This window comes from Citrobacter sp. MGH104, assembly GCF_001034485.1.
GTDB classification, from domain to species: Bacteria; Pseudomonadota; Gammaproteobacteria; order Enterobacterales; family Enterobacteriaceae; genus Citrobacter; species Citrobacter freundii.
Genome location: NZ_KQ089818.1, coordinates 3,306,326 through 3,324,716 on the forward strand (window position 1 = coordinate 3,306,326; position 18,391 = coordinate 3,324,716).

The following is an 18,391-nucleotide window of genomic DNA, read 5'->3' on the forward strand; positions in this document are numbered from 1 at the left end:
CCTGGAAAGCGCCGCGAAACGGTTGTGATGACGCGCGACAGTTCACAGGCTGGATATTCTTTTCTTCAGATGCCGAAAAAGCTGATATTCTGATAAGAGTTACACGGTAACATTGAGATCGCAATGAAATATCAACAACTTGAAAATCTTGAAAGCGGATGGAAATGGAAGTACCTGGTGAAGAAGCATCGCGAGGGGGAGTTGATTACCCGCTATGTGGAAGCCAGCGCTGCCAAAGAAGCCGTTGATTTGTTGCTAACCCTCGAAAATGAACCGGTTCGGGTCAACGCCTGGATTGAAGAATACATGAACCCTGCACTGCTCAATCGTATGAAGCAAACGATCCGGGCGAGGCGTAAGCGGCACTTTAATGCAGAACATCAACATACGCGTAAGAAATCGATCGATCTGGAGTTTATGGTCTGGCAGCGTCTGGCAGGTCTTGCGCAGCGGCGCGGAAAAACGCTTTCTGAAACTATAGTGCAGCTGATTGAAGACGCAGAGCATAAAGAGAAGTACGCGAACAAAATGTCGACATTGAAACAGGATTTACAGGCGTTGCTGGGAAAAGACTAGCGGTTGGCTGGTGTAACAAGAGGCTTGTTTTGAGTGGAAACAGATGAAAAAAAACCCCGCATAGCGCGGGGTTTTTTTATAAGACGATAACTTAAGCCTGAGGCTGAGTTACAACGTCTTTGATGCCTTTAACTTCGATCTCAACACGACGATCCGGAGCCAGGCAGTCGATCAGTGCAGCGCGAGCTTTCACGTTGTCACAGGTGTTGCCAGTAACTGGGTTGGATTCACCCATGCCACGTGCAGAGATTTTGTCAGAAGGAATACCTTTAGAGATCAGGTAATCAACAACGGACTGAGCACGTTTCTCGGACAGACCCTGGTTGTAAGCGTCAGAACCGATGCGGTCAGTGAAGCCCAGAACCACTACGGAACCGTCTTTCGGATCCAGGTTGCTCAGCTGGCTGTACATCTGGTCCAGAGCCTGCTGGCCTTCTGGTTTCAGAGTTGCTTTGTTGAAGTTGAACAGAACGTCAGACTTCAGAGTGAAGTGCTTGGTCTGTACTTCTGGAGCCGGAGCCGGAGCAACAACTACTGGAGCTGCTTCTTCCTGCTGGCCGAAACGGTAAGAAACACCAACGCTCAACAGGCCGTTATCCGGACGACCACCAACGGTGTTCGCGTCACCGATGTTGTTGGTCCACTGGTATTCCAGACGGGTAGCGATTTCAGGAGTAATTGCATACTCTACGCCACCAGCGAATACTGGGGATACACCAGTGTCGTGGTCTTTGAAGCCTTCGTTGTTTTTAGCGTCTGCACGCCAAACCATACCACCCAGACGGGTATAAACGTCCAGATCGTCAGTGATTGGGTAACCCAGTTTAGCGGTCAGCTGAACGCCCTGAGCTTTGAAAGCGCCGTTTTGATGAGTCTGGTCGGTGTAGCCTTTGTACGGCATACGGCCTAACCAGTCGTAACCCATTTCAAAACCAACGTACGGGTTAACCTGATAACCACCGAACGCACCGGCACCCAGTTGGCTTTCGTGGGTCGGACCGGCGTTGTTGATCTGGTTGTTGCCAATATCATGGTACTGAGACCAGCCCATTTTAGCACCAGCGTACCAGGTGTTATCTTTCGGAGCGGCCTGCGCCACGGTAGCGAAACCAGCCAGTGCCACTGCAATTGCGATAGCTGTCTTTTTCATTTTTTGCGCCTCGTTATCATCCAAAATTCGCCATGAATATCTCCGAAGAGAGATAACACGGTTAAATCCTTCACCCGGGGACCAGTTCAATAGTTGCTCTACCGATATCTGCGGCTTACGCCGAGCACCCCTGGCGATGTAAAGTCTACAACGTAGTTGAAAACTTACAAGTGTGAAGTCCGTCAGGCATATGAAAAAAAAAGGCTTGTATACATAATATTTAACATTTATTGATGACTAAATGCACTGAGGATTTCCTGAAAACCGCTTGAGACAGGCGTTCGGACGAAAAACGCGTTAAAGCTCAAAGGCAAATTGAAGCATGAAAAAAAATTCCAGGATAAATCCTAATTTTACTCAATGATACAAATTCGAGTGAATTTTTAGCCCGGAATGCTGTCTCCCCGCAAGTGACTGTGCGCAAACAGGACGCATGATAAAACCCATCGCATTTCCTTCATCAGCCGCTTTGACTAGTTCGGCATGTTCATCTTCCGTTAATTCTTCCGCCAGCCAGCCAATGACAACACTGTAATTACCTGTGCGCAGCGCACGGATCATCGATTCCAGCGTATTGCAGGGGGAGAGTTGACTAATCTGCATTACTTTTGTCAATGGAAGTCCGGCTGACTGCACCCACTCCCGGCTTAATTTTTGCTGAGGCGTCAGCCACAGCTGCCAGCGTGATTGCTGCCCTAACTGTTGCAGCAGAGGAAGCAGCAGTAGTTGCGTCATCATGGGCTGGTCCTCGCGATAGACTACTTCACTGATAAGCCCAGCGGTTGCGTTCTCTGATGAAACGCGCGCAATGTTGCTTGATGCGGAAGAGAACGACGAAGAACGATTTGCATAGCCTGAAGTGTACATAATCAATCCAGCCCTGTGAGTTACTGTATGAATATACAGTAACCCTGCCATCAACAAAGATCAACCTTATTTTCGGAAACAGGTTCGCAATTTTTAGTCGTCGTCACGGGAAAAATAAAATTCATCTTGCCCCATACGCATAAGTTGCCTATTTTCGTCATTAACGGATCCGCTATTGAAAATCATTTGCTTACGTTATGATTTAAAAAGGATTTTTATGAAAGAGCTTTCTTATGCAAGGATCTATAAATCGCAGGAATATCTGGCTTCTCTGGGGACAATTCACTATCGCTCACTGTTTGGTGGCTACAGTCTGACGGTTGGCGATACGGTCTTTGCCATGGTCGCCAATGGTGAGTTGTATCTTCGCGCCTGTGAACAGAGCGCCCAGTATTGTGTACAAAATTCTCCTGTCTGGCTGACATTTATTAAGCGAGGACGTCCTCTTGTACTTAATTATTACCAGGTGAACGATGCCCTGTGGCAAAACCAGCAGCAACTGGTGTCGTTATCGCGATATTCGTTGGATGCAGCGGTTAAGGAAAAACAGAGTCGCTTTACCCAGCATCGTCTGCGGGAATTGCCGAATATGACGTTTCATCTGGAGACTCTGCTGAATGAAGTTGGAATTAAAGATGAGGGGACCATGCGGTCGTTGGGAGCACAAATGTGCTGGCTGAAACTTCGGCAAAATAACCCGGCTCTGACGGTAAAAGTACTCTATGCCCTTGAAGGCGCGGTAGGGGGGATACATGAAGCCGCGCTCCCGGCGACGCGTCGCCAGGAGCTGGTGGAGTGGGTAAGTTCTCTTACGCCGGAACCGGGGTATTAGAAGGTAGTACGGCAATTTGCTGCTGTAATCGCCGGATTTCCGGGAGCAGAGCGATCAATAACCCAACTTGCTGAACGACCAGAGGCTCTTTACTGTCCGGGCGTGGTTCCAGGTGCTGAATTCGCTGCTTCAGCCCTTCTAACGCCTGGTATACGCGTTGCTCGTCAGCGGGTTGATGGTGAAGGGCATCATCAACATAGCAAACAGCGTCATCCAGCAATGCCAGAACGTCTGGATTGGTCAACTGTTCGCGATGTGCGCCAAGCGCAGAAATATAGCTGGTAAACGTATGGTTGAGACACAGTAAACGGAACGCCGTTTCGCGGGTTTGGGCCGTCACATCCGGCTCGCTCGACATGTTTGACACCACGGAGGCGAGTTCAGCATCACGGTTATGCGCGTCACGGCGAGCGATACGGTAGGCCAGACGATTATCACGACCCTGATGGTATTGTTCGAGAATTGCATCAAGGTAGCGGCAGTTAGCGTCAGTCGCCCGCTCAATTACCCGTGGTAGATTACGAAAACGCCAGTCTGGCCAGATGAAACTGACAGCCGCCCAGGCGATAGCACAGCCAATTAGCGTATCGATGACACGCGGCAGCGCAACCTCAAAGCCTTCGCCGAGCAGGTTAAAGCACAGTAATACCAGCAGCGTGATAAACATGGTGGCGTGCGCATACTGGACGTTGCGAAAGGCAAAAAACAGTACACCAGTGATCACTAAAAGTATTAGCTGCCCTTCTAAAGAGGGCACAAACCACAGGATCGGTAAACCGATGGCAATACCAACCAACGTGCCGATAATCCTGAGCGCCAGGCGATGTCGGGTGGCATTGTAGTTTGGTTGACAGACAAACAGGCTGGTCAGCAAGATCCAGTATCCGTGATTCATGCCGGTTACCTGGATAATGGCATAACCAACACAGAGCACTAACGACATGCGGACGGCATGGCGGAACAGTGCGGACTCTGGGGTGAAATTACGGCTCAGGCGTAACCAGATATCACTGAATCCATGGGGACTGTCATCAGCAAGCTGATTTTCAGACTCATTGCGCGAGAGCACCTGAGCCTGTTCAGACTCAATGGTGGCCAGTTGCGCATCGATAGCCCGCAGGTTCGATAGTAAGAATCCCAGCGTATTGAGCAGATCTGCAGGCTCACCACTGGCACGCATGCGCTCAAGTGCGGCATCTATATGGGTGAAGACGCGCTCAAAGTGCGGATCGTGCTGGTAAGGCGTGCGCAATAAAATACAACGAGACAATTGTGAGCAGGCTTGTCCTTGCATCGACATCAACCGCTGGAAGCGGAACATCACATCGCTGTGACGGAAATGATCGCGTAGCGTTTGATACTGAATATGTGAGGAGCTTGCGCGTTCATGAATATCCTGCGCCACAAAATAGTAATGTAGCGTGCGACGTGTTCCCCGTTGTCCACGGTCACCGCGCAGGCGAGTCAGCAGCGACACTTTGGTCTGGTTTAGCGTTGCCATCAGTTGCCCATTAGCGAGGGCTAAATCATACAACGGCGCCTGGCTTTCATCTTCTATGTCGGGATCAAAAAGACGCGACTTCAGTTCCAGGTAGTGCGCTAATTGTTCGTAGCTGCGGGCCAGATTGTCCTGTAAGGGGCGGATGGGGAACAGAAGATGTCCGGTGAGCGTCAGCAGGTTATACCAGATAGCGCCCGCGAGCAGCAGGATTGGTTGTTGATACCACTGATCGTAAAGCGAGGTGCCCAGCATCGTGTAAATGGCGATGAGCAACGCGCCAAAAGCGATGGTTGCATAGCGCTGGCCTAATCCTCCCAGCAGAATAAAACCGCTGGTGGAAAGCGTTAACCCAATAGCAAACAGCCAGGGCCATGGGAAGAGCAGTTCAACGGAGGCTGAGGCAATAAAAAAGCACACCAGCGTGATGATTAAATTGCGCAGTCGGCCCGCGAGACGATCATCGAGATCGGTAAGTGCGGCAGCGACCATACCCAGCGTGAGAGGGATGGTCAGCTTGACGTCACCCAGCCACCAGGGCAGCGCCGTTGTACCGCATAGCGCGATAAAAATCCGCACGTAGTACAGCCAGGTGCTGTTCCAGGTATAGCGTTTGAGCAGAGGACTTAACATAAAGGCCATTGGTCCTGATTATTCAAAGCGACGACGTGCATTGGCTTCACGCGCTGCACGGGCAACTTCTACTGAAACTACCCGGCGACCCACCGGCCAGAGCGCAATGGCAGCGATTTTAAAGTTCGCAATGCCAACCGGAATACCAATAATCGTTATGCACTGAGCAATACCAGAGACAATGTGCATCAGACACAACCACCAGCCGAAGAAAATTAGCCAGAAAATATTGAGCACGGTGCCGCCGGTATTCAACAGGACGCTTTTACCGGCAGGATTCAGTTCATCGACATGTATCGCTTCGTTGCCATAGGGAAACAGCGAAAGTCGGGTTATCTCCCAGCATGAACGGGTCAAGGGTAAAGTAAAAATAAGCACGATACTGACCAGCGTTGCCAGTAACCAGGCCAGGGTGGTGGCGAACCCCCCAAGCACAAAATTTAAAATATTCAGAACAGTACGCATAAACCCTCGGTTAACTCTGGTTTTCTGTGAATTCGGCAATTGTAACGTTTTTTTGGGCTGGAGCACGTTTTCTCTGGCGGTTACACTGATAAGCAAACCTCTTCGTGTGGATCCGCTTGAGTCTTATGGAACTGAAAGCTACTTCTCTTGGAAAACGTCTGGCACAACACCCTTACGATCGGGCCGTTATTCTCAATGCCGGGATTAAAGTTTCCGGCGATCGTCACGAGTATCTTATTCCCTTCAATCAGTTACTGGCTATTCATTGCAAACGTGGTCTGGTGTGGGGCGAGCTGGAGTTTGTACTCCCGGATGAGAAGGTGGTCCGTCTTCACGGTACAGAGTGGGCGGAAACCCAGCGCTTCCATCATCATTTGAATGCACTCTGGCAACAGTGGAGCCAGGAAATGAGTGACGTTGCTGCGGGGGTTTTACAGCAGCAGTTGGATGCGATAGCGGCCCGTACTAGTGAAAGTAAATGGCTGACGCGCGAACAAACGTCAGGGCTGCAGCAGCAGATTCGCCGTGCCTTTGCCGCGTTACCGCTCCCGGTTAATCGGCTGGAAGAATTTGAAAATTGCCGGGAGGCGTTACGTCAATGCCTGGCATGGTTGAAGGACATTGAAGCCTGCCGCTTACAGCACAATCAGGCGTACACCGAGGCAATGCTGGAAGAGTATGCTGAGTTTTTCCAGCATATTGAATCTTCGCCGTTGAATCCGGCTCAGGCGCGTGCGGTAGTGAACGGTGAGCAATCTTTATTGGTTCTTGCGGGGGCCGGAAGCGGCAAAACATCCGTATTGGTCGCCCGTGCGGGCTGGCTGCTTGCACGAGGAGAAGCCGCGCCAGAACAGATCCTGTTGCTGGCGTTTGGACGCAAAGCAGCCCAGGAGATGGATGACCGCATTCGTGAGCGTCTGCATACGGACGAGGTCACTGCACGGACGTTCCATTCACTGGCGTTGTACATTATTTCGCAAGGTAGCAAAAAAGTTCCAACAGTGAGCAAGCTGGAAAATGATGCCGCCGCTCGCAGTCAACTCTTTATAACGACCTGGCGTCAGCAGTGCAGTGAGAAAAAGGCTCAGGCTAAAGGCTGGCGACAATGGTTAGAAGAAGAAATGCAGTGGTCTGTACCCGAAGGTAACTTCTGGGATGACGAAAAATTACAGCGCCGTCTGGCCTCCCGGTTGGATCGCTGGGTTAGTTTGATGCGGATGCATGGTGGAGCACAGGCGGAGATGATTGCTAATGCTCCGGAGGAGATCCGCGATCTGTTCAGTAAACGCATAAAGCTAATGGCGCCGCTGCTCAAGGCCTGGAAGAGTGCCCTGAAGGATGAGAATGCCGTCGATTTCTCCGGGTTGATCCATCAGGCTATTGTCATTCTGGAGAAGGGGCGGTTTATCAGTCCGTGGAAACATATTCTGGTCGATGAATTTCAGGATATTTCCCCTCAGCGCGCCGCCCTGTTAGCCGCCTTGCGAAAGCAAAACTCGCAGACCACGCTGTTTGCCGTGGGAGATGACTGGCAGGCCATTTACCGGTTCAGCGGAGCACAGCTTTCTCTGACGACCGCATTCCAGCAAAATTTTGGTGAGGGCGATAGCTGTAATCTGGATACGACTTACCGTTTTAATAGCCGGATTGGCGAAGTCGCAAACCAGTTTATCCAGCAAAACCCACATCAGCTCACGAAACCGCTGAACAGTCTGACGACCGGTGATAAAAAAGCCGTCACGTTGCTCGATGAAAGTCAGTTAGATCTGTTGCTGGATAAGCTGTCGGGTTTTGTGAAAGCTGAAGAGAGAATTCTGGTACTGGCGCGGTACCATCATCTGAAGCCAGCCAGCCTGGACAAAGCGGCCACCCGCTGGCCCAAGCTGCAGTTGGATTTTATGACTATTCATGCCAGCAAAGGGCAGCAGGCGGATTACGTCATTGTTATGGGGCTTCATGACGGGAATGACGGTTTTCCGGCTCCGGCTCGTGAGTCGATTATGGAAGAGGCGTTACTCCCGGCTGTTGAAGATTTTCCTGATGCTGAAGAGAGGCGGTTGCTGTATGTGGCGCTAACGCGTGCGCGGCATCGGGTATGGCTACTGTTTAGTAAAGACGCGCCATCATGTTTTGTTGATGAGCTTAAGCAATTAGACGTTCCGGTGACCCGGAAACCCTGAAAAGCAGGCGGCAGTTGCCGCCTGCTTAGCGTTTATTTGAGGCGTTCTGCAAGATAACGGGCGTAATCCGGGATCAAGATATCCGTTGCGTCGTTAAAGTTTGGCGACTGGATAATAAAATCAGCCGTTGACACGTTGGTGGCGACCGGAATGTTCCAGACTGTGGCCAGGCGTAGCAGGGCTTTGACATCAGGATCGTGGGGAACGGCGTTGAGCGGATCCCAGAAGAAAATCAGCACATCAATTTTCCCTTCTGAAATTAGCGCACCCACCTGCTGGTCACCCCCCATTGGGCCGCTCAGCATGGCATTGACGTCCATTCCTGTCGCGCGTTGAATTAAATTTCCAGTTGTCCCTGTAGCATACAGAACGTGTTGTTCCAGTAATGGCTGGTGGCGTTCAACCCAGCTCATCAACATCTTTTTGCAGTGATCGTGTGCGACCAACGCAATATGTTTCTGCGCTGGTAATGTGCGAGTCGTTAATTCCATAGTACAGCTCCCAAGTTAACCTTGTTACAGAGTACTGGAAGCACTTGACGCTGCAAGAGAAAGACAAAAAAAATGCGTATACGAACATAAATGTCACGATGGGGGCTGTTTCTCAGCCCATTGTAAGAAATTACTTCGCGTTTGTGCGTCAGCCTGTTGAAACCAATATTTTAAGCGCTGCTCAGTCAGCGTTTGTGACTGAGGCGGCACGCGGTCCAGTTCAGATACCCCGGAAAGCAGCGAACTGTCATCGGCCATCATCGTGGCAAATTGCGGTAAAGACGCATGCTTAGCCGCTTTGTTATAGCGCTCTGTTTCCATTTCATAATCTACGATTTTTGCGGTGGATGTGATTGACAGAATATCCAGCTTAACCGGTATAGGCATGGAATCCCCATCCAGCAGTTCTACGCGTGGGGCATCGTCAAAATGCGTTGCATCTCGCTCGTTGCTCAGACGTGGCAGGTGAAAATTAACCTGACTGACGAGTTGGGTATCAAAGCTGATGACCAGCGGGGGCGAAATATACAGACGTTCTTCGTGGCTGGACAGGCGAATGGTTTTTTCTACGCGAAACACGAGCTGGTGCCGACCATTTTCCAGCTCAATACTTTCGGCACCACGCAGTAATGAGCTGGAGACTTTTTTTCCGTCCAGCACCAGAAGGTCAATATCATTAGACAGACGTAGAGAGGTAGCAAAAACGGTTACCGGCAAACACAGGGCAATTAAGGCTGTCACAATGCCGGCTTTCATAAGTTTCTCCTGTCCAGAAAAAATCTGTATAAGATGTATCTAAATTTTTCGATAATCATGTTTACTAACATATAGACATATTTTTGAGTTTAGCTCTCATGCGCCAGTATGGGATGAATGGTCGCAAAGTCAGGTTTGTCGTACACTTTGCTAAACAGCCTGGAGGAAAACGATGAAAGAGACCGATATTGCTGGCATTTTGACAACGACCCGCACGATTGCACTGGTGGGTGCAAGCGATAAACCCGATCGCCCAAGCTATCGGGTTATGAAATATTTACTCGATCAGGGCTATCACGTTATTCCTGTTTCACCGAAAGTTGCCGGAAAAACACTGCTGGGGCAGCAGGGCTATGCGACGCTGGCAGATGTACCAGAGAAAGTGGATATGGTAGATGTCTTCCGTAATTCCGAAGCGGCGTGGGGTGTTGCTCAGGAGGCAATTGCCATCGGCGCGAAGACCCTATGGATGCAGCTCGGCGTGATTAACGAGCAAGCAGCCGTACTGGCTCGTGATGCAGGGTTGACGGTGGTGATGGATCGTTGCCCGGCGATTGAGATCCCGCGGCTGGGACTGGCGAAGTAAGGTTGATCTGTAGCCGAACAAAACGCACAGACCCGATTAGCTAATCGGGTCTGTGTTTGCATCAATTGCGCAGGCGCGGGGCCTGAAGCTGTTTTCGAATTGTTCGCGCCAGTTCATCCATCGACGGTTGCTCCGGATGTTCTTCCTGTAGCTCACTACTCAGTTGTGCTTCGGCCAGATACGTATGTACTGGCAGACCATTATCGTCTTCCATCACCACGTGATACCAGGGAGCGGCGCGAAGTTCGTCGTTAACCGCCAACTCATCGGCTGACGGTTGATCAAGCGAATATTCCGGGTCGATATCCACGACCACTCCGAGGTAACCTAACAGGGAATGGCGGACCTGCTGGCCGATACCGAATTTGCTGGCAATCATAGTCACCTCCCGGGAAATAGATACCCTCTATGTAAGGGTAATATTCCACTTTTCAAGTTACATGATGCGACAGGCAAACCCTTTCAGATACAGCCCTTCCGGGTAGGTAGCGATCACCGGGTGATCGGCGGCCTGACGGAACTGCTCTATAAATTGTACATCACGACCAGCATCTATTGCGGCATCAGCGATGATTTTCTGAAATAAATCGGTGGTCATAAGCCCAGAGCAGGAGAAAGTCAGCAGTACGCCGCCCGGATTGAGTAACTGAATAGCCAGCATATTGATGTCCTTATAGCCGCGGCAGGCACCCATCAACTGGCTTTTGTTTTCGACAAATTTCGGCGGATCCATCACGATGACGTCGAATTTCTCACCACGATCGCGATAAGCTCGCAGAAGTTTGAACACATCATCACGCACGAACTCAGCTTTGCTCAGATCCAGCTTGTTCAGTTCCACGTTCTGGCGGGCAATATCGAGCGCTTCCTGAGAGGTGTCAACGCTGACGACCTGACGGCAGCCACCCATTAATGCTGAAACCGCAAATCCACCGGTATAAGAGAAACAGTTCAGCACACGCTGATTTTCCACATAACGACGCGTGGCCAGGCGGCTATCGCGTTGATCGAGGTAGTAGCCGGTTTTGTGACCATGCTGAATATCAACCAGTAGCTTCATGCCGTGCTCTTCAATTGGCAGCAGTGCTGGCGGAAGCTGGCCCGTTACTGGCCCTTGAGTCAGCTCCATACCTTCTTTTTTACGCACGGCCACATCGCTACGGTCATAAATGGCGCAGTCTGGGAAAACAATTTGCAGAGCGCTAATCAGCGCGGCGCGTTGGTATTCAGCCCCCGCACTGAGCAACTGCAACACCAGGAAGTTGCCGAAGCGGTCAATGGTGACACCCGGCAGACCATCGGATTCGCCGGCGATCAGACGGTAGCTGTCCAGACCGTCTTTTTTCGCCAGCCAGTCACGCCATGTCTGCGCCTGCTGCAGACGACGGGTGAAGAAATCAATATCGATGGACTCAGACTTGTCAAATGTCCAGACGCGTGCACGGATCTGCGACGCGGGTGAGTACGCGCCGCGTGCTAACCATTTACCCTGATGGTCAACAATATCGATGGTTTCACCGAGGTTGGCTTTACCTTCCATACGTGCGACAGCACCGGAAAATACCCACGGATGGCGGCGCAGTAATGATTTTTCGCGCCCTTTGGCTAACACTAAACGTACACTCATAATTTACTATTCTGTCAATTCAAAGAAATGGGCGCCATTGTCCTGAGTTTTGCGCATATTTGCAACGCGCGCTGTGATGATAAGGAGAACCGCAATGTCGAAAGTCTGCATAATCGCCTGGGTCTATGGCCGGGTTCAGGGGGTAGGATTTCGCTACACCACCCAGCATGAAGCACAACGGCTGGGATTGACCGGATACGCGAAGAATATGGATGACGGCAGCGTAGAGGTTGTCGCCTGCGGTGAAGGTGACCGGGTGGAACAACTGATGAAGTGGTTGAAAGCCGGGGGGCCGCGAAGCGCCAGGGTAGACAGAGTTCTCAGCGAACCCCATCGTCCTGGCGACGAGCTAAAGGGATTTAGTATCCGTTATTAAATACATTTCACCGGTTTCGGCAGGCCGGCAATTTTAGTCGCCTGCTTGGCCGGACCTTTTGGGAACAGGCGGTAGAGATAACGGCTGTTGCCTTTCTCTTCGCCAAACTTGTTGGCCATCGCTTTTACCAGCATGCGGATAGCGGGGGAGGTATTAAATTCCAGATAAAAATCGCGGACAAAACGCACCACTTCCCAGTGTTCTGCGGAGAGCGTAATGCCTTCGTTTTCGGCGATTTTCTCGGCCAGCGGCTCGCTCCACAGCGTGGTATCTTTCAGATAGCCTTCGCTATCGGTACTGATTTCTTTACCTTCAAAGATCAACATAATTTGTCACTACGTTAGTCAAACTGGCGGCAGTTTACCAAAAAAGAAAGCCCCGCATAAGCGGGGCTGGATAGTGCGAGTTGACAACTTAGTCGCGGCTGGCGAAGCCCAGAATGCTCAGCAGGCTGACGAAGATGTTGTACAGCGAAACATACAGGCTGACCGTTGCACGGATGTAGTTGGTTTCACCGCCACGGATGATATTGCTGGTTTCAAACAGGATAGCGCCTGAAGAAATCAGAATGAACACCGCACTGATGGCCAGATGCAGAGCTGGCAGTTGCAGGAAGATATTCGCAACCATACCAATCAGCACCACCACGATACCTGCCATCAGCATACCGCCGAGGAAGGACATGTCTTTACGGGTGGTCAGCACATAGGCAGAACAGCTGAAGAAGACCAGAGCAGTGCCGCCCAGCGCCATACCGATAACATCACCCATGCCTGCAGACAGGTAGGTGTTCAGAATCGGTCCCAGAATGTAGCCCAGGAAGCCGGTGAATGCGAAAGCAGACAGAATTCCGACCGGCTTATCCGCAGTTTTATATGTCAGGAACATCAGACCATACATACCCACCAGCGTCAGGATTAGACCCGGGGATGGCAGCATCAGCACGGTGCTTGCCGTTGCGGTGATGGCAGAAAACGCCAGCGTCAGGCTGAGCAGAAAATAGGTATTGCGCAGCACTTTATGCGTGCTGAGTAGCGATGTACGGTCGCGCGAAGAACTAATAATACGATCCATGAGTCACTCTCTTATGACAGATGTAATTAATGATGGAGGATAATGAAATCAAGGGGAATGACACAGCGGTTTTACCCATCTTTACGCATTTTAACCCGCCAGACTTAAGCATATTATTTCAGCAAAAGTGTCTAAATTAGATGTTACCACTTATTGTTTGAAAATGTCAGATCGACATCTTATAGGTCACTGAAAAATATTGCGTTATTTACTGCATCCCTTTATGAGTGATTGCGGTGTCATCACAAAACAGAACAATAAGGTGCAGGGAATGACTCAACACAAATCGAAGGTATTTACGTTTACGCTGTTGGCCGCCTGTGTGATATCAATAAACGGCGCGGCATGGGCAGCTCATGTTCCCGCAGGAACAGCATTGGCTGAAAAGCAGGAACTGGTGAGAAATAATGGCAGTGAGCCGGCATCGCTGGATCCGCATAAAGTCGAAAGCAACGTTGAGTTTAATTTAATCAGCGATATGTTCGACGGTCTGGTTGCTGTCAATCAGGATGGGTCTATCGAGCCCCGCCTTGCGGCGTCCTGGGAGAATAAAGACAATACTATCTGGACCTTTCATTTACGTCCGGGCATTACCTGGTCTGATGGCTCTGCGATTACCGCACAGGATGTTGTCTGGAGTTGGCAGCGTCTGGTCTCGCCGCAAACGGCTTCACCTTATGCTTCGTATCTGGGCAATATGCATGTTGCGAACGCGGTTGATATTGCCCAAGGGAATAAAGATCCCGCTACACTAGGGGTCAAAGCCCTGGATGATACCACGCTGGAAATTACCCTGACGCAACCGACGGCGGCGTTTCTGGCGATGCTGGCGCATCCATCGCTGGTGCCGCTGGATAAAGTTCTGATTGGGCGTTTTGGCGACAAGTGGACCCGACCAGAACATTTTGTCAGCAGTGGGCCGTACAAACTATCGCAATGGGTGGTCAATGAGCGCATCGTTGCCGAGCGTAACCCACATTACTGGGACGATCAGCATACGGTTATTAATAAAGTTACTTATTTGCCCATCAGCTCAGAGTCGGCTGACGTAAACCGCTATAAGGCCGGTGAAATCGACATTGTTTATAGCGTACCGGTCAATCAGTTCGCCCAACTGAAAAAAACGATGGGCGATGAACTGCATGTCTCTCCCCAGCTTTCAACGTATTACTATCAGTTCAATACAACCCGCGCGCCGTTTAATGATCCGCGCGTGCGCCGGGCGCTGAATATGGCGTTGGATAAAGACATCATTGCGCAAAAGGTGATGGGGCAGGGGCAGCGAGCAGCGTGGGTTATCAGCCAGCCGGAAATAGGTGGGGTGAAACTGCATGCCCCGGAGTATGCGTCATGGCCGCTCGAAAAACGTATTGCTGAAGCCAAAAAACTGCTTGCTGAAGCCGGTTTTGGTCCTGAGCATCCGCTTAGCTTGAATTTGCTCTACAACACCTTCGAAACGCACCAGCGTATTGCGATTGCCGTATCGTCGATGTGGAAGAAAAACCTTGGCGTCGAGGCGAAGCTGCAAAACCAGGAATGGAAAACCATGCTGGACACTATGCACACCGGTAATTTTGACGTCGTGCGCTATGCGTGGATAGCCGATTATGATGATGCTTCAAGTTTCCTCAATATTTTCCGTACCGGTGATAGCGAGAATACTACCAAGTACAGCAACCCCGCCTTTGATGAAGCGATGCGTAATGCGGCGAAAGCAAATTCACTGGAAGAACGAGGCAAATACTATCAGCAGGCTGAAGATCTTTTAGGTGATGATGTCCCTGCGATTCCGGTTTACCACTATGTCCGCACGCATCTGGTGAAGCCGTGGGTGGGGGGATTTGCGCCGGATAACCGGGGAAATTACTACACCAAAGATATGTACATCAAAAAACATTAAGCGTTGTAGCCGGTATTTGTGCTGATTAAATGGTCAATCTGTTGTTATTTCAGTCGATTAACAACATTTTGGCTGTTTTTCAGGCAAACGAACACATTGGTGCTTTACAGGTCCGTTCGGGATGTTTATAGTGCGCCTCATTGGAAGCGTGGCCGAGCGGTTGAAGGCACCGGTCTTGAAAACCGGCGACCCGAAAGGGTTCTAGAGTTCGAATCTCTACGCTTCCGCCAAACATAAACCCCAAGCTATCAAATAGCTTGGGGTTTTTTCGTTTTGCTCGGTTTATATTTTGTCTTTCTTTACTCGTCTTAGTCGCGCAAGGGCAACAGTGCTGCTGACCGGTTGAATACTGGTGAAATGAGTAATCACCCCGCCTCGCAAAAGCTACATGAGCGAACGTCTCTTCATTCGTCGTAATATCCATAGCAGCCCCAGCATAATAGCCAGATAGCCCATAACGTAATTCCCTTGCTGTTTTCGTTCAGAGAGCGCCGGATCGGCTGTCCATGCCAGAAAGGCGGTAACATCCCTGGCGTATTGCTCCTCAGTTTCAGCTTTCTGTGACGCCGGACTCCATTGGATCTCTCCGCTATTCAGCGGTTTCGGCATGTTAATCACGCCGCCCGGAAAATAGCGGTTAGCCTTCAGTTCGGGATCGTCAGGCAGATAACCGGTGAGTAACGCGTAGACGTAATCAGCTCCCTGGTCCGTGTAGGGCAGAAAAGCATCTAACAGGAATTGCGGAAATCCACGATCGTATGAGCGGGCGCGGACGATATAGCTCAGGTCAACAGGTTCTGCGCCATTATTAAGGTATCGAGCTTCCCGCTCGTTTAAATATGGCGATATAAAGCTGTCATTTAGCGTCCCGTCCCGCTCACCCATCTGGCCGTCATCCTGAATCTCAGGAAACTGATAGCCGTTAGCGATACTTCTTGCTTCTTCTTCCGTGAGTTCCGGGCCGCCGGATCTGGTCAAGGTTCGAAAGGTAAGGTGCTTCATGCCGTGACAAGCGCGACACTTCTCTTCATAAACCTGCAGACCACGCCGAAGCTGCTCTTTATCATACTGGCCATTGATGCCGCTGAAACTCCATTCCTGTCGTTCAGGCGTGGCTTCTTGCGCATAGGTGGAGCCCAGTCCCAATAGAGAAAAACACAGAACACTGAATTTCAATAGTCGTTTCATTATCAGTCCTGTTTTTCCAGAAAACGACGGCAAGGTAATACGATTAAAAACCAGGCAAACCAAATCAGCGTCGAAAGCTGGGACGCGGCACGTATCCAACCTTCTTCGTTACGAAAACCGTCAAGAAGGTCGGGGCCAACCAGCGCTTTCGATCCTAACCAGCCTAAAAAGCAGGCATTGATGACCCACAGCCAGAATCCGCATTTGACCAGCTTGCTGTAATGGCGAAAACGAGCCCGGGAGGTATCAAGCCAGGGAAGAAAATAGAAAATCAGTATCGAACCGCTCATCGCGGCTAGTCCTACGAATTCATTCGGGAAGCAGCGCAAGATGGAGAAGAAGGGAAGGAAATACCATTCTGGCGCAACAATCGCCGGTGTAATCGTTGGGTCTGCGGGAATAAAGTTATCGGCGCTGCTCAGATAGTGCGGAGCAAAGAATAAAAACCAGGCGAAGAGCATCAAAAAAAGGGTGATTTTGATGGCATCGAGATCGGTAATTTTGTAATCGAACAACAGGCTCCTGGACTCTTTCTCGCTGAACTTCTTTTTCATCGCCTGGGCAAACGCTGACTGTACGGTTCGTATATGAAAAACCGTTGCCACGACAATCACAAAAGGAAGAATAAAGTGGATAACAAAAAAGCGGCCAAGCATCGGTGTTCCCGGCGTATGGCTACCGACTAAATATGCGTATAACGTATCACCCACTAGCGGAATGGCCTGGGCAAAGCGAGTAATGACCGTTGCCGCCCAGTAGCTTTTTTGCCCCCAAATAAGACTATAACCAAGAAATGCGGTTATCATCAGGAGGATATACAGCGTGACGCTAATCAACCACATTGTTGTCCAGGGCTTGCGGTACACGTTGTAGTACATACCGCGAAAAATATGCAGATAACAGGCAAAGAAAAAGAGCGATGCGCCAATAGCATGCATATTACGTATCAGTTCTCCGTGGCGAACCGCACGCATAATATGAATAATGGAGTCAAATGCCAGCCCGGCTGTCGGCACGTAAAACATCGCCAGTACGATACCTGTCAGGATCTGCACGCCGAGCATAACCAGCAGGATTGCGCCGATAGCGAACAGCCAGAGTCCGGCAATCGAACGAGGAAAAGGAATTCGCCAGCGAAGCGAATAGACGCGCTCACTCATCATGTCAGGCTTCCTTAGTGCCGATACGCACGATCTGACCATCAGAATGAAAGGCGTAATCCGGGATTGCCAGGTTGGCCGTTGCGGGGCCGCGCGTCACGCGCCCGGAGGTATCAAATTCCGAGCCGTGGCACGGACAAATCCAGCCCAGCCCTCCCGGCTGGGCGTTGGGGACACATCCGGCATGTGGACAGTACCCTTGAACCACCAGCCATTGGGGATGAACCGCAGAGACCCTCTCGCTGTCAGACTGTGGGTCAATAAGCGTATGCCAGTCGGTATTTCTGGCGGCGACAATCTCTTCCTGCGTGCGGTGGTGAATAAGAATCAGCTTTCCCTGCCATATGCGCCTGATGGTTTGTCCAGCAGCAACACCCGCAAGAGAAACATCAATCGGTTCATTTTCCCCTAGCGTTTTCTCATCCGGGCTCAAGGCCGAAACCAGCGGCCACACGGCAGCCGCGACGCCCGCCGCGCCGACGAATTTCGTCAGTTTACACAGGCATTCCCGACGCTGTTCCTGGATTTCGCCATCTGCAAGTTTTTTATCTGCCACCTTGTATTTCTCCCAGAGTAATGCGGATTATTGTTTGTCGATACGCGCGTAAATTTCCTGAAAGCGCTTATCAGCAATACCTGGCGCTTTGAATGCCCGATAGCTATCCGGTAACGTGGTATCGCCAACCTTAATCATCATCACCATGCCCTGAGCGTAATGCGGTGAACATTTGATGCCGTAAAATCCAGGATTGTCATAAGTCACCTCGATCTCTTCATCTATTTTTCCCATGAAACCGGGATAGTCAGCTGGAGACAATTCAGCAATTGAAGCCGCGTTGTGGCTCTTATGCTTACGGATAAACTTCACCGTATCACCGGGTTGGATCTCCAGATAATCCGGCTCGTAGACCATCGGCCCCGCAGACCCACGATTCTTCATCAACACTTCGTGAGTTTGCGCGAAGGCTGAAGAGGCGAGGGCGAGTAAACACAAAACTTTCAGACTCTGTTTGAGGTATTTCATCGATTCTT

At 50.6% G+C, this 18,391-nt stretch carries 20 protein-coding genes and 1 tRNA gene; 7 read left to right on the forward strand and 14 right to left on the reverse strand.

What is annotated here, in order from left to right:
* Positions 1-123: 123 nt before the first annotated feature.
* A complete protein-coding gene (matP, locus tag SK34_RS15465) occupies positions 124-576 on the forward strand; it encodes a macrodomain Ter protein MatP (protein ID WP_003035881.1) in 453 nt (150 codons plus the stop codon).
* Positions 577-667: 91 nt separating this feature from the next.
* Here matP and ompA read toward each other — a convergent pair whose 3' ends face one another.
* Both ompA and sulA read right to left on the reverse strand, forming a co-directional pair.
* On the reverse strand, positions 668-1,726 hold the full coding sequence (gene ompA, locus SK34_RS15470; RefSeq protein WP_003836839.1) for a porin OmpA: 1,059 nt from the start codon (positions 1,724-1,726) through the stop codon (positions 668-670).
* A gap of 357 nt (positions 1,727-2,083) precedes the next feature.
* Positions 2,084-2,593: an SOS-induced cell division inhibitor SulA gene (gene sulA, locus SK34_RS15475; RefSeq protein ID WP_003035886.1), complete on the reverse strand. Its 510-nt coding sequence runs from the start codon at positions 2,591-2,593 to the stop codon at positions 2,084-2,086.
* A 217-nt stretch (positions 2,594-2,810) separates the two neighbouring features.
* Here sulA and SK34_RS15480 point away from each other — a divergent pair, with 217 nt between their 5' ends.
* Positions 2,811-3,425, forward strand: coding sequence for a TfoX/Sxy family DNA transformation protein (locus SK34_RS15480; RefSeq protein WP_003035889.1), 615 nt, complete (start codon positions 2,811-2,813; stop codon positions 3,423-3,425).
* Here the strand turns inward: SK34_RS15480 and yccS are convergent.
* Both yccS and SK34_RS15490 read right to left on the reverse strand, forming a co-directional pair.
* A complete protein-coding gene (yccS, locus tag SK34_RS15485) occupies positions 3,403-5,556 on the reverse strand; it encodes a YccS family putative transporter (protein ID WP_032941200.1) in 2,154 nt (717 codons plus the stop codon). The two genes, SK34_RS15480 and yccS, sit on opposite strands and share 23 nt — an antisense overlap.
* A gap of 18 nt (positions 5,557-5,574) precedes the next feature.
* A complete protein-coding gene (locus SK34_RS15490) occupies positions 5,575-6,021 on the reverse strand; it encodes a YccF domain-containing protein (protein ID WP_003035892.1) in 447 nt (148 codons plus the stop codon).
* A gap of 125 nt (positions 6,022-6,146) precedes the next feature.
* Here SK34_RS15490 and helD point away from each other — a divergent pair, with 125 nt between their 5' ends.
* A complete protein-coding gene (gene helD / locus SK34_RS15495; RefSeq protein ID WP_048233407.1) occupies positions 6,147-8,201 on the forward strand; it encodes a DNA helicase IV in 2,055 nt (684 codons plus the stop codon).
* 32 nt (positions 8,202-8,233) lie between these two features.
* On the opposite strand, the gene mgsA is transcribed toward helD, so the two are convergent.
* Together mgsA and csgI are read right to left on the reverse strand one after the other, a co-directional pair.
* Complete coding sequence (gene mgsA, locus SK34_RS15500) at positions 8,234-8,692, reverse strand: methylglyoxal synthase (RefSeq protein WP_044700753.1); 459 nt, start codon at positions 8,690-8,692, stop codon at positions 8,234-8,236.
* Between the two features lie 93 nt (positions 8,693-8,785).
* Positions 8,786-9,448, reverse strand: a complete 663-nt coding sequence (gene csgI, locus SK34_RS15505; RefSeq protein WP_003836835.1) for a curli synthesis inhibitor — start codon at positions 9,446-9,448, stop codon at positions 8,786-8,788.
* Positions 9,449-9,620: 172 nt separating this feature from the next.
* Between csgI and SK34_RS15510 the strand changes: the two genes are divergently transcribed.
* The gene (locus SK34_RS15510; RefSeq protein ID WP_003035903.1) at positions 9,621-10,034 is read left to right on the forward strand and encodes a CoA-binding protein; all 414 of its coding nucleotides are present in this window, start codon (positions 9,621-9,623) and stop codon (positions 10,032-10,034) included.
* A gap of 61 nt (positions 10,035-10,095) precedes the next feature.
* On the opposite strand, the gene hspQ is transcribed toward SK34_RS15510, so the two are convergent.
* Both hspQ and rlmI read right to left on the reverse strand, forming a co-directional pair.
* Positions 10,096-10,413, reverse strand: a complete 318-nt coding sequence (gene hspQ, locus SK34_RS15515; RefSeq protein WP_003035905.1) for a heat shock protein HspQ — start codon at positions 10,411-10,413, stop codon at positions 10,096-10,098.
* Between the two features lie 57 nt (positions 10,414-10,470).
* Complete coding sequence (gene rlmI / locus SK34_RS15520; RefSeq protein ID WP_048233409.1) at positions 10,471-11,661, reverse strand: 23S rRNA (cytosine(1962)-C(5))-methyltransferase RlmI; 1,191 nt, start codon at positions 11,659-11,661, stop codon at positions 10,471-10,473.
* Positions 11,662-11,755: 94 nt separating this feature from the next.
* Between rlmI and yccX the strand changes: the two genes are divergently transcribed.
* Positions 11,756-12,037 carry an acylphosphatase gene (yccX, locus tag SK34_RS15525; protein ID WP_003836833.1) on the forward strand — a complete coding sequence of 94 codons (282 nt, stop codon included), beginning with the start codon at positions 11,756-11,758 and terminating at the stop codon, positions 12,035-12,037.
* Here yccX and tusE read toward each other — a convergent pair.
* Together tusE and yccA are read right to left on the reverse strand one after the other, a co-directional pair.
* Complete coding sequence (gene tusE, locus SK34_RS15530; RefSeq protein ID WP_003035914.1) at positions 12,034-12,363, reverse strand: sulfurtransferase TusE; 330 nt, start codon at positions 12,361-12,363, stop codon at positions 12,034-12,036. The genes yccX and tusE overlap by 4 nt on opposite strands.
* Before the next feature lie 88 nt (positions 12,364-12,451).
* A complete protein-coding gene (gene yccA, locus SK34_RS15535; protein ID WP_003035917.1) occupies positions 12,452-13,111 on the reverse strand; it encodes an FtsH protease modulator YccA in 660 nt (219 codons plus the stop codon).
* Positions 13,112-13,382: 271 nt separating this feature from the next.
* Here yccA and SK34_RS15540 point away from each other — a divergent pair, with 271 nt between their 5' ends.
* Both SK34_RS15540 and SK34_RS15545 read left to right on the forward strand, forming a co-directional pair.
* Complete coding sequence (locus SK34_RS15540) at positions 13,383-15,011, forward strand: ABC transporter substrate-binding protein (RefSeq protein WP_003836832.1); 1,629 nt, start codon at positions 13,383-13,385, stop codon at positions 15,009-15,011.
* A 142-nt stretch (positions 15,012-15,153) separates the two neighbouring features.
* Positions 15,154-15,241 (forward strand) — tRNA-Ser (locus SK34_RS15545).
* Between the two features lie 154 nt (positions 15,242-15,395).
* On the opposite strand, the gene SK34_RS15550 is transcribed toward SK34_RS15545, so the two are convergent.
* From SK34_RS15550 to SK34_RS15565, 4 genes are read right to left on the reverse strand one after another with little or no spacing between them, the layout of a single operon-like run.
* Entirely contained in the window at positions 15,396-16,199 is an 804-nt protein-coding gene (locus tag SK34_RS15550; protein WP_048233411.1) for a cytochrome c1, read from the reverse strand.
* Between the two features lie 2 nt (positions 16,200-16,201).
* Positions 16,202-17,362 carry a cytochrome b gene (locus SK34_RS15555; RefSeq protein WP_048233413.1) on the reverse strand — a complete coding sequence of 387 codons (1,161 nt, stop codon included), beginning with the start codon at positions 17,360-17,362 and terminating at the stop codon, positions 16,202-16,204.
* Position 17,363: 1 nt separating this feature from the next.
* The gene (gene petA, locus SK34_RS15560) at positions 17,364-17,915 is read right to left on the reverse strand and encodes a ubiquinol-cytochrome c reductase iron-sulfur subunit (RefSeq protein ID WP_003846882.1); all 552 of its coding nucleotides are present in this window, start codon (positions 17,913-17,915) and stop codon (positions 17,364-17,366) included.
* A 27-nt stretch (positions 17,916-17,942) separates the two neighbouring features.
* Positions 17,943-18,383 (reverse strand): pseudoazurin, encoded by a 441-nt coding sequence (locus tag SK34_RS15565; protein ID WP_003035925.1) that lies wholly within the window; start codon positions 18,381-18,383, stop codon positions 17,943-17,945.
* Positions 18,384-18,391: the final 8 nt, after the last annotated feature.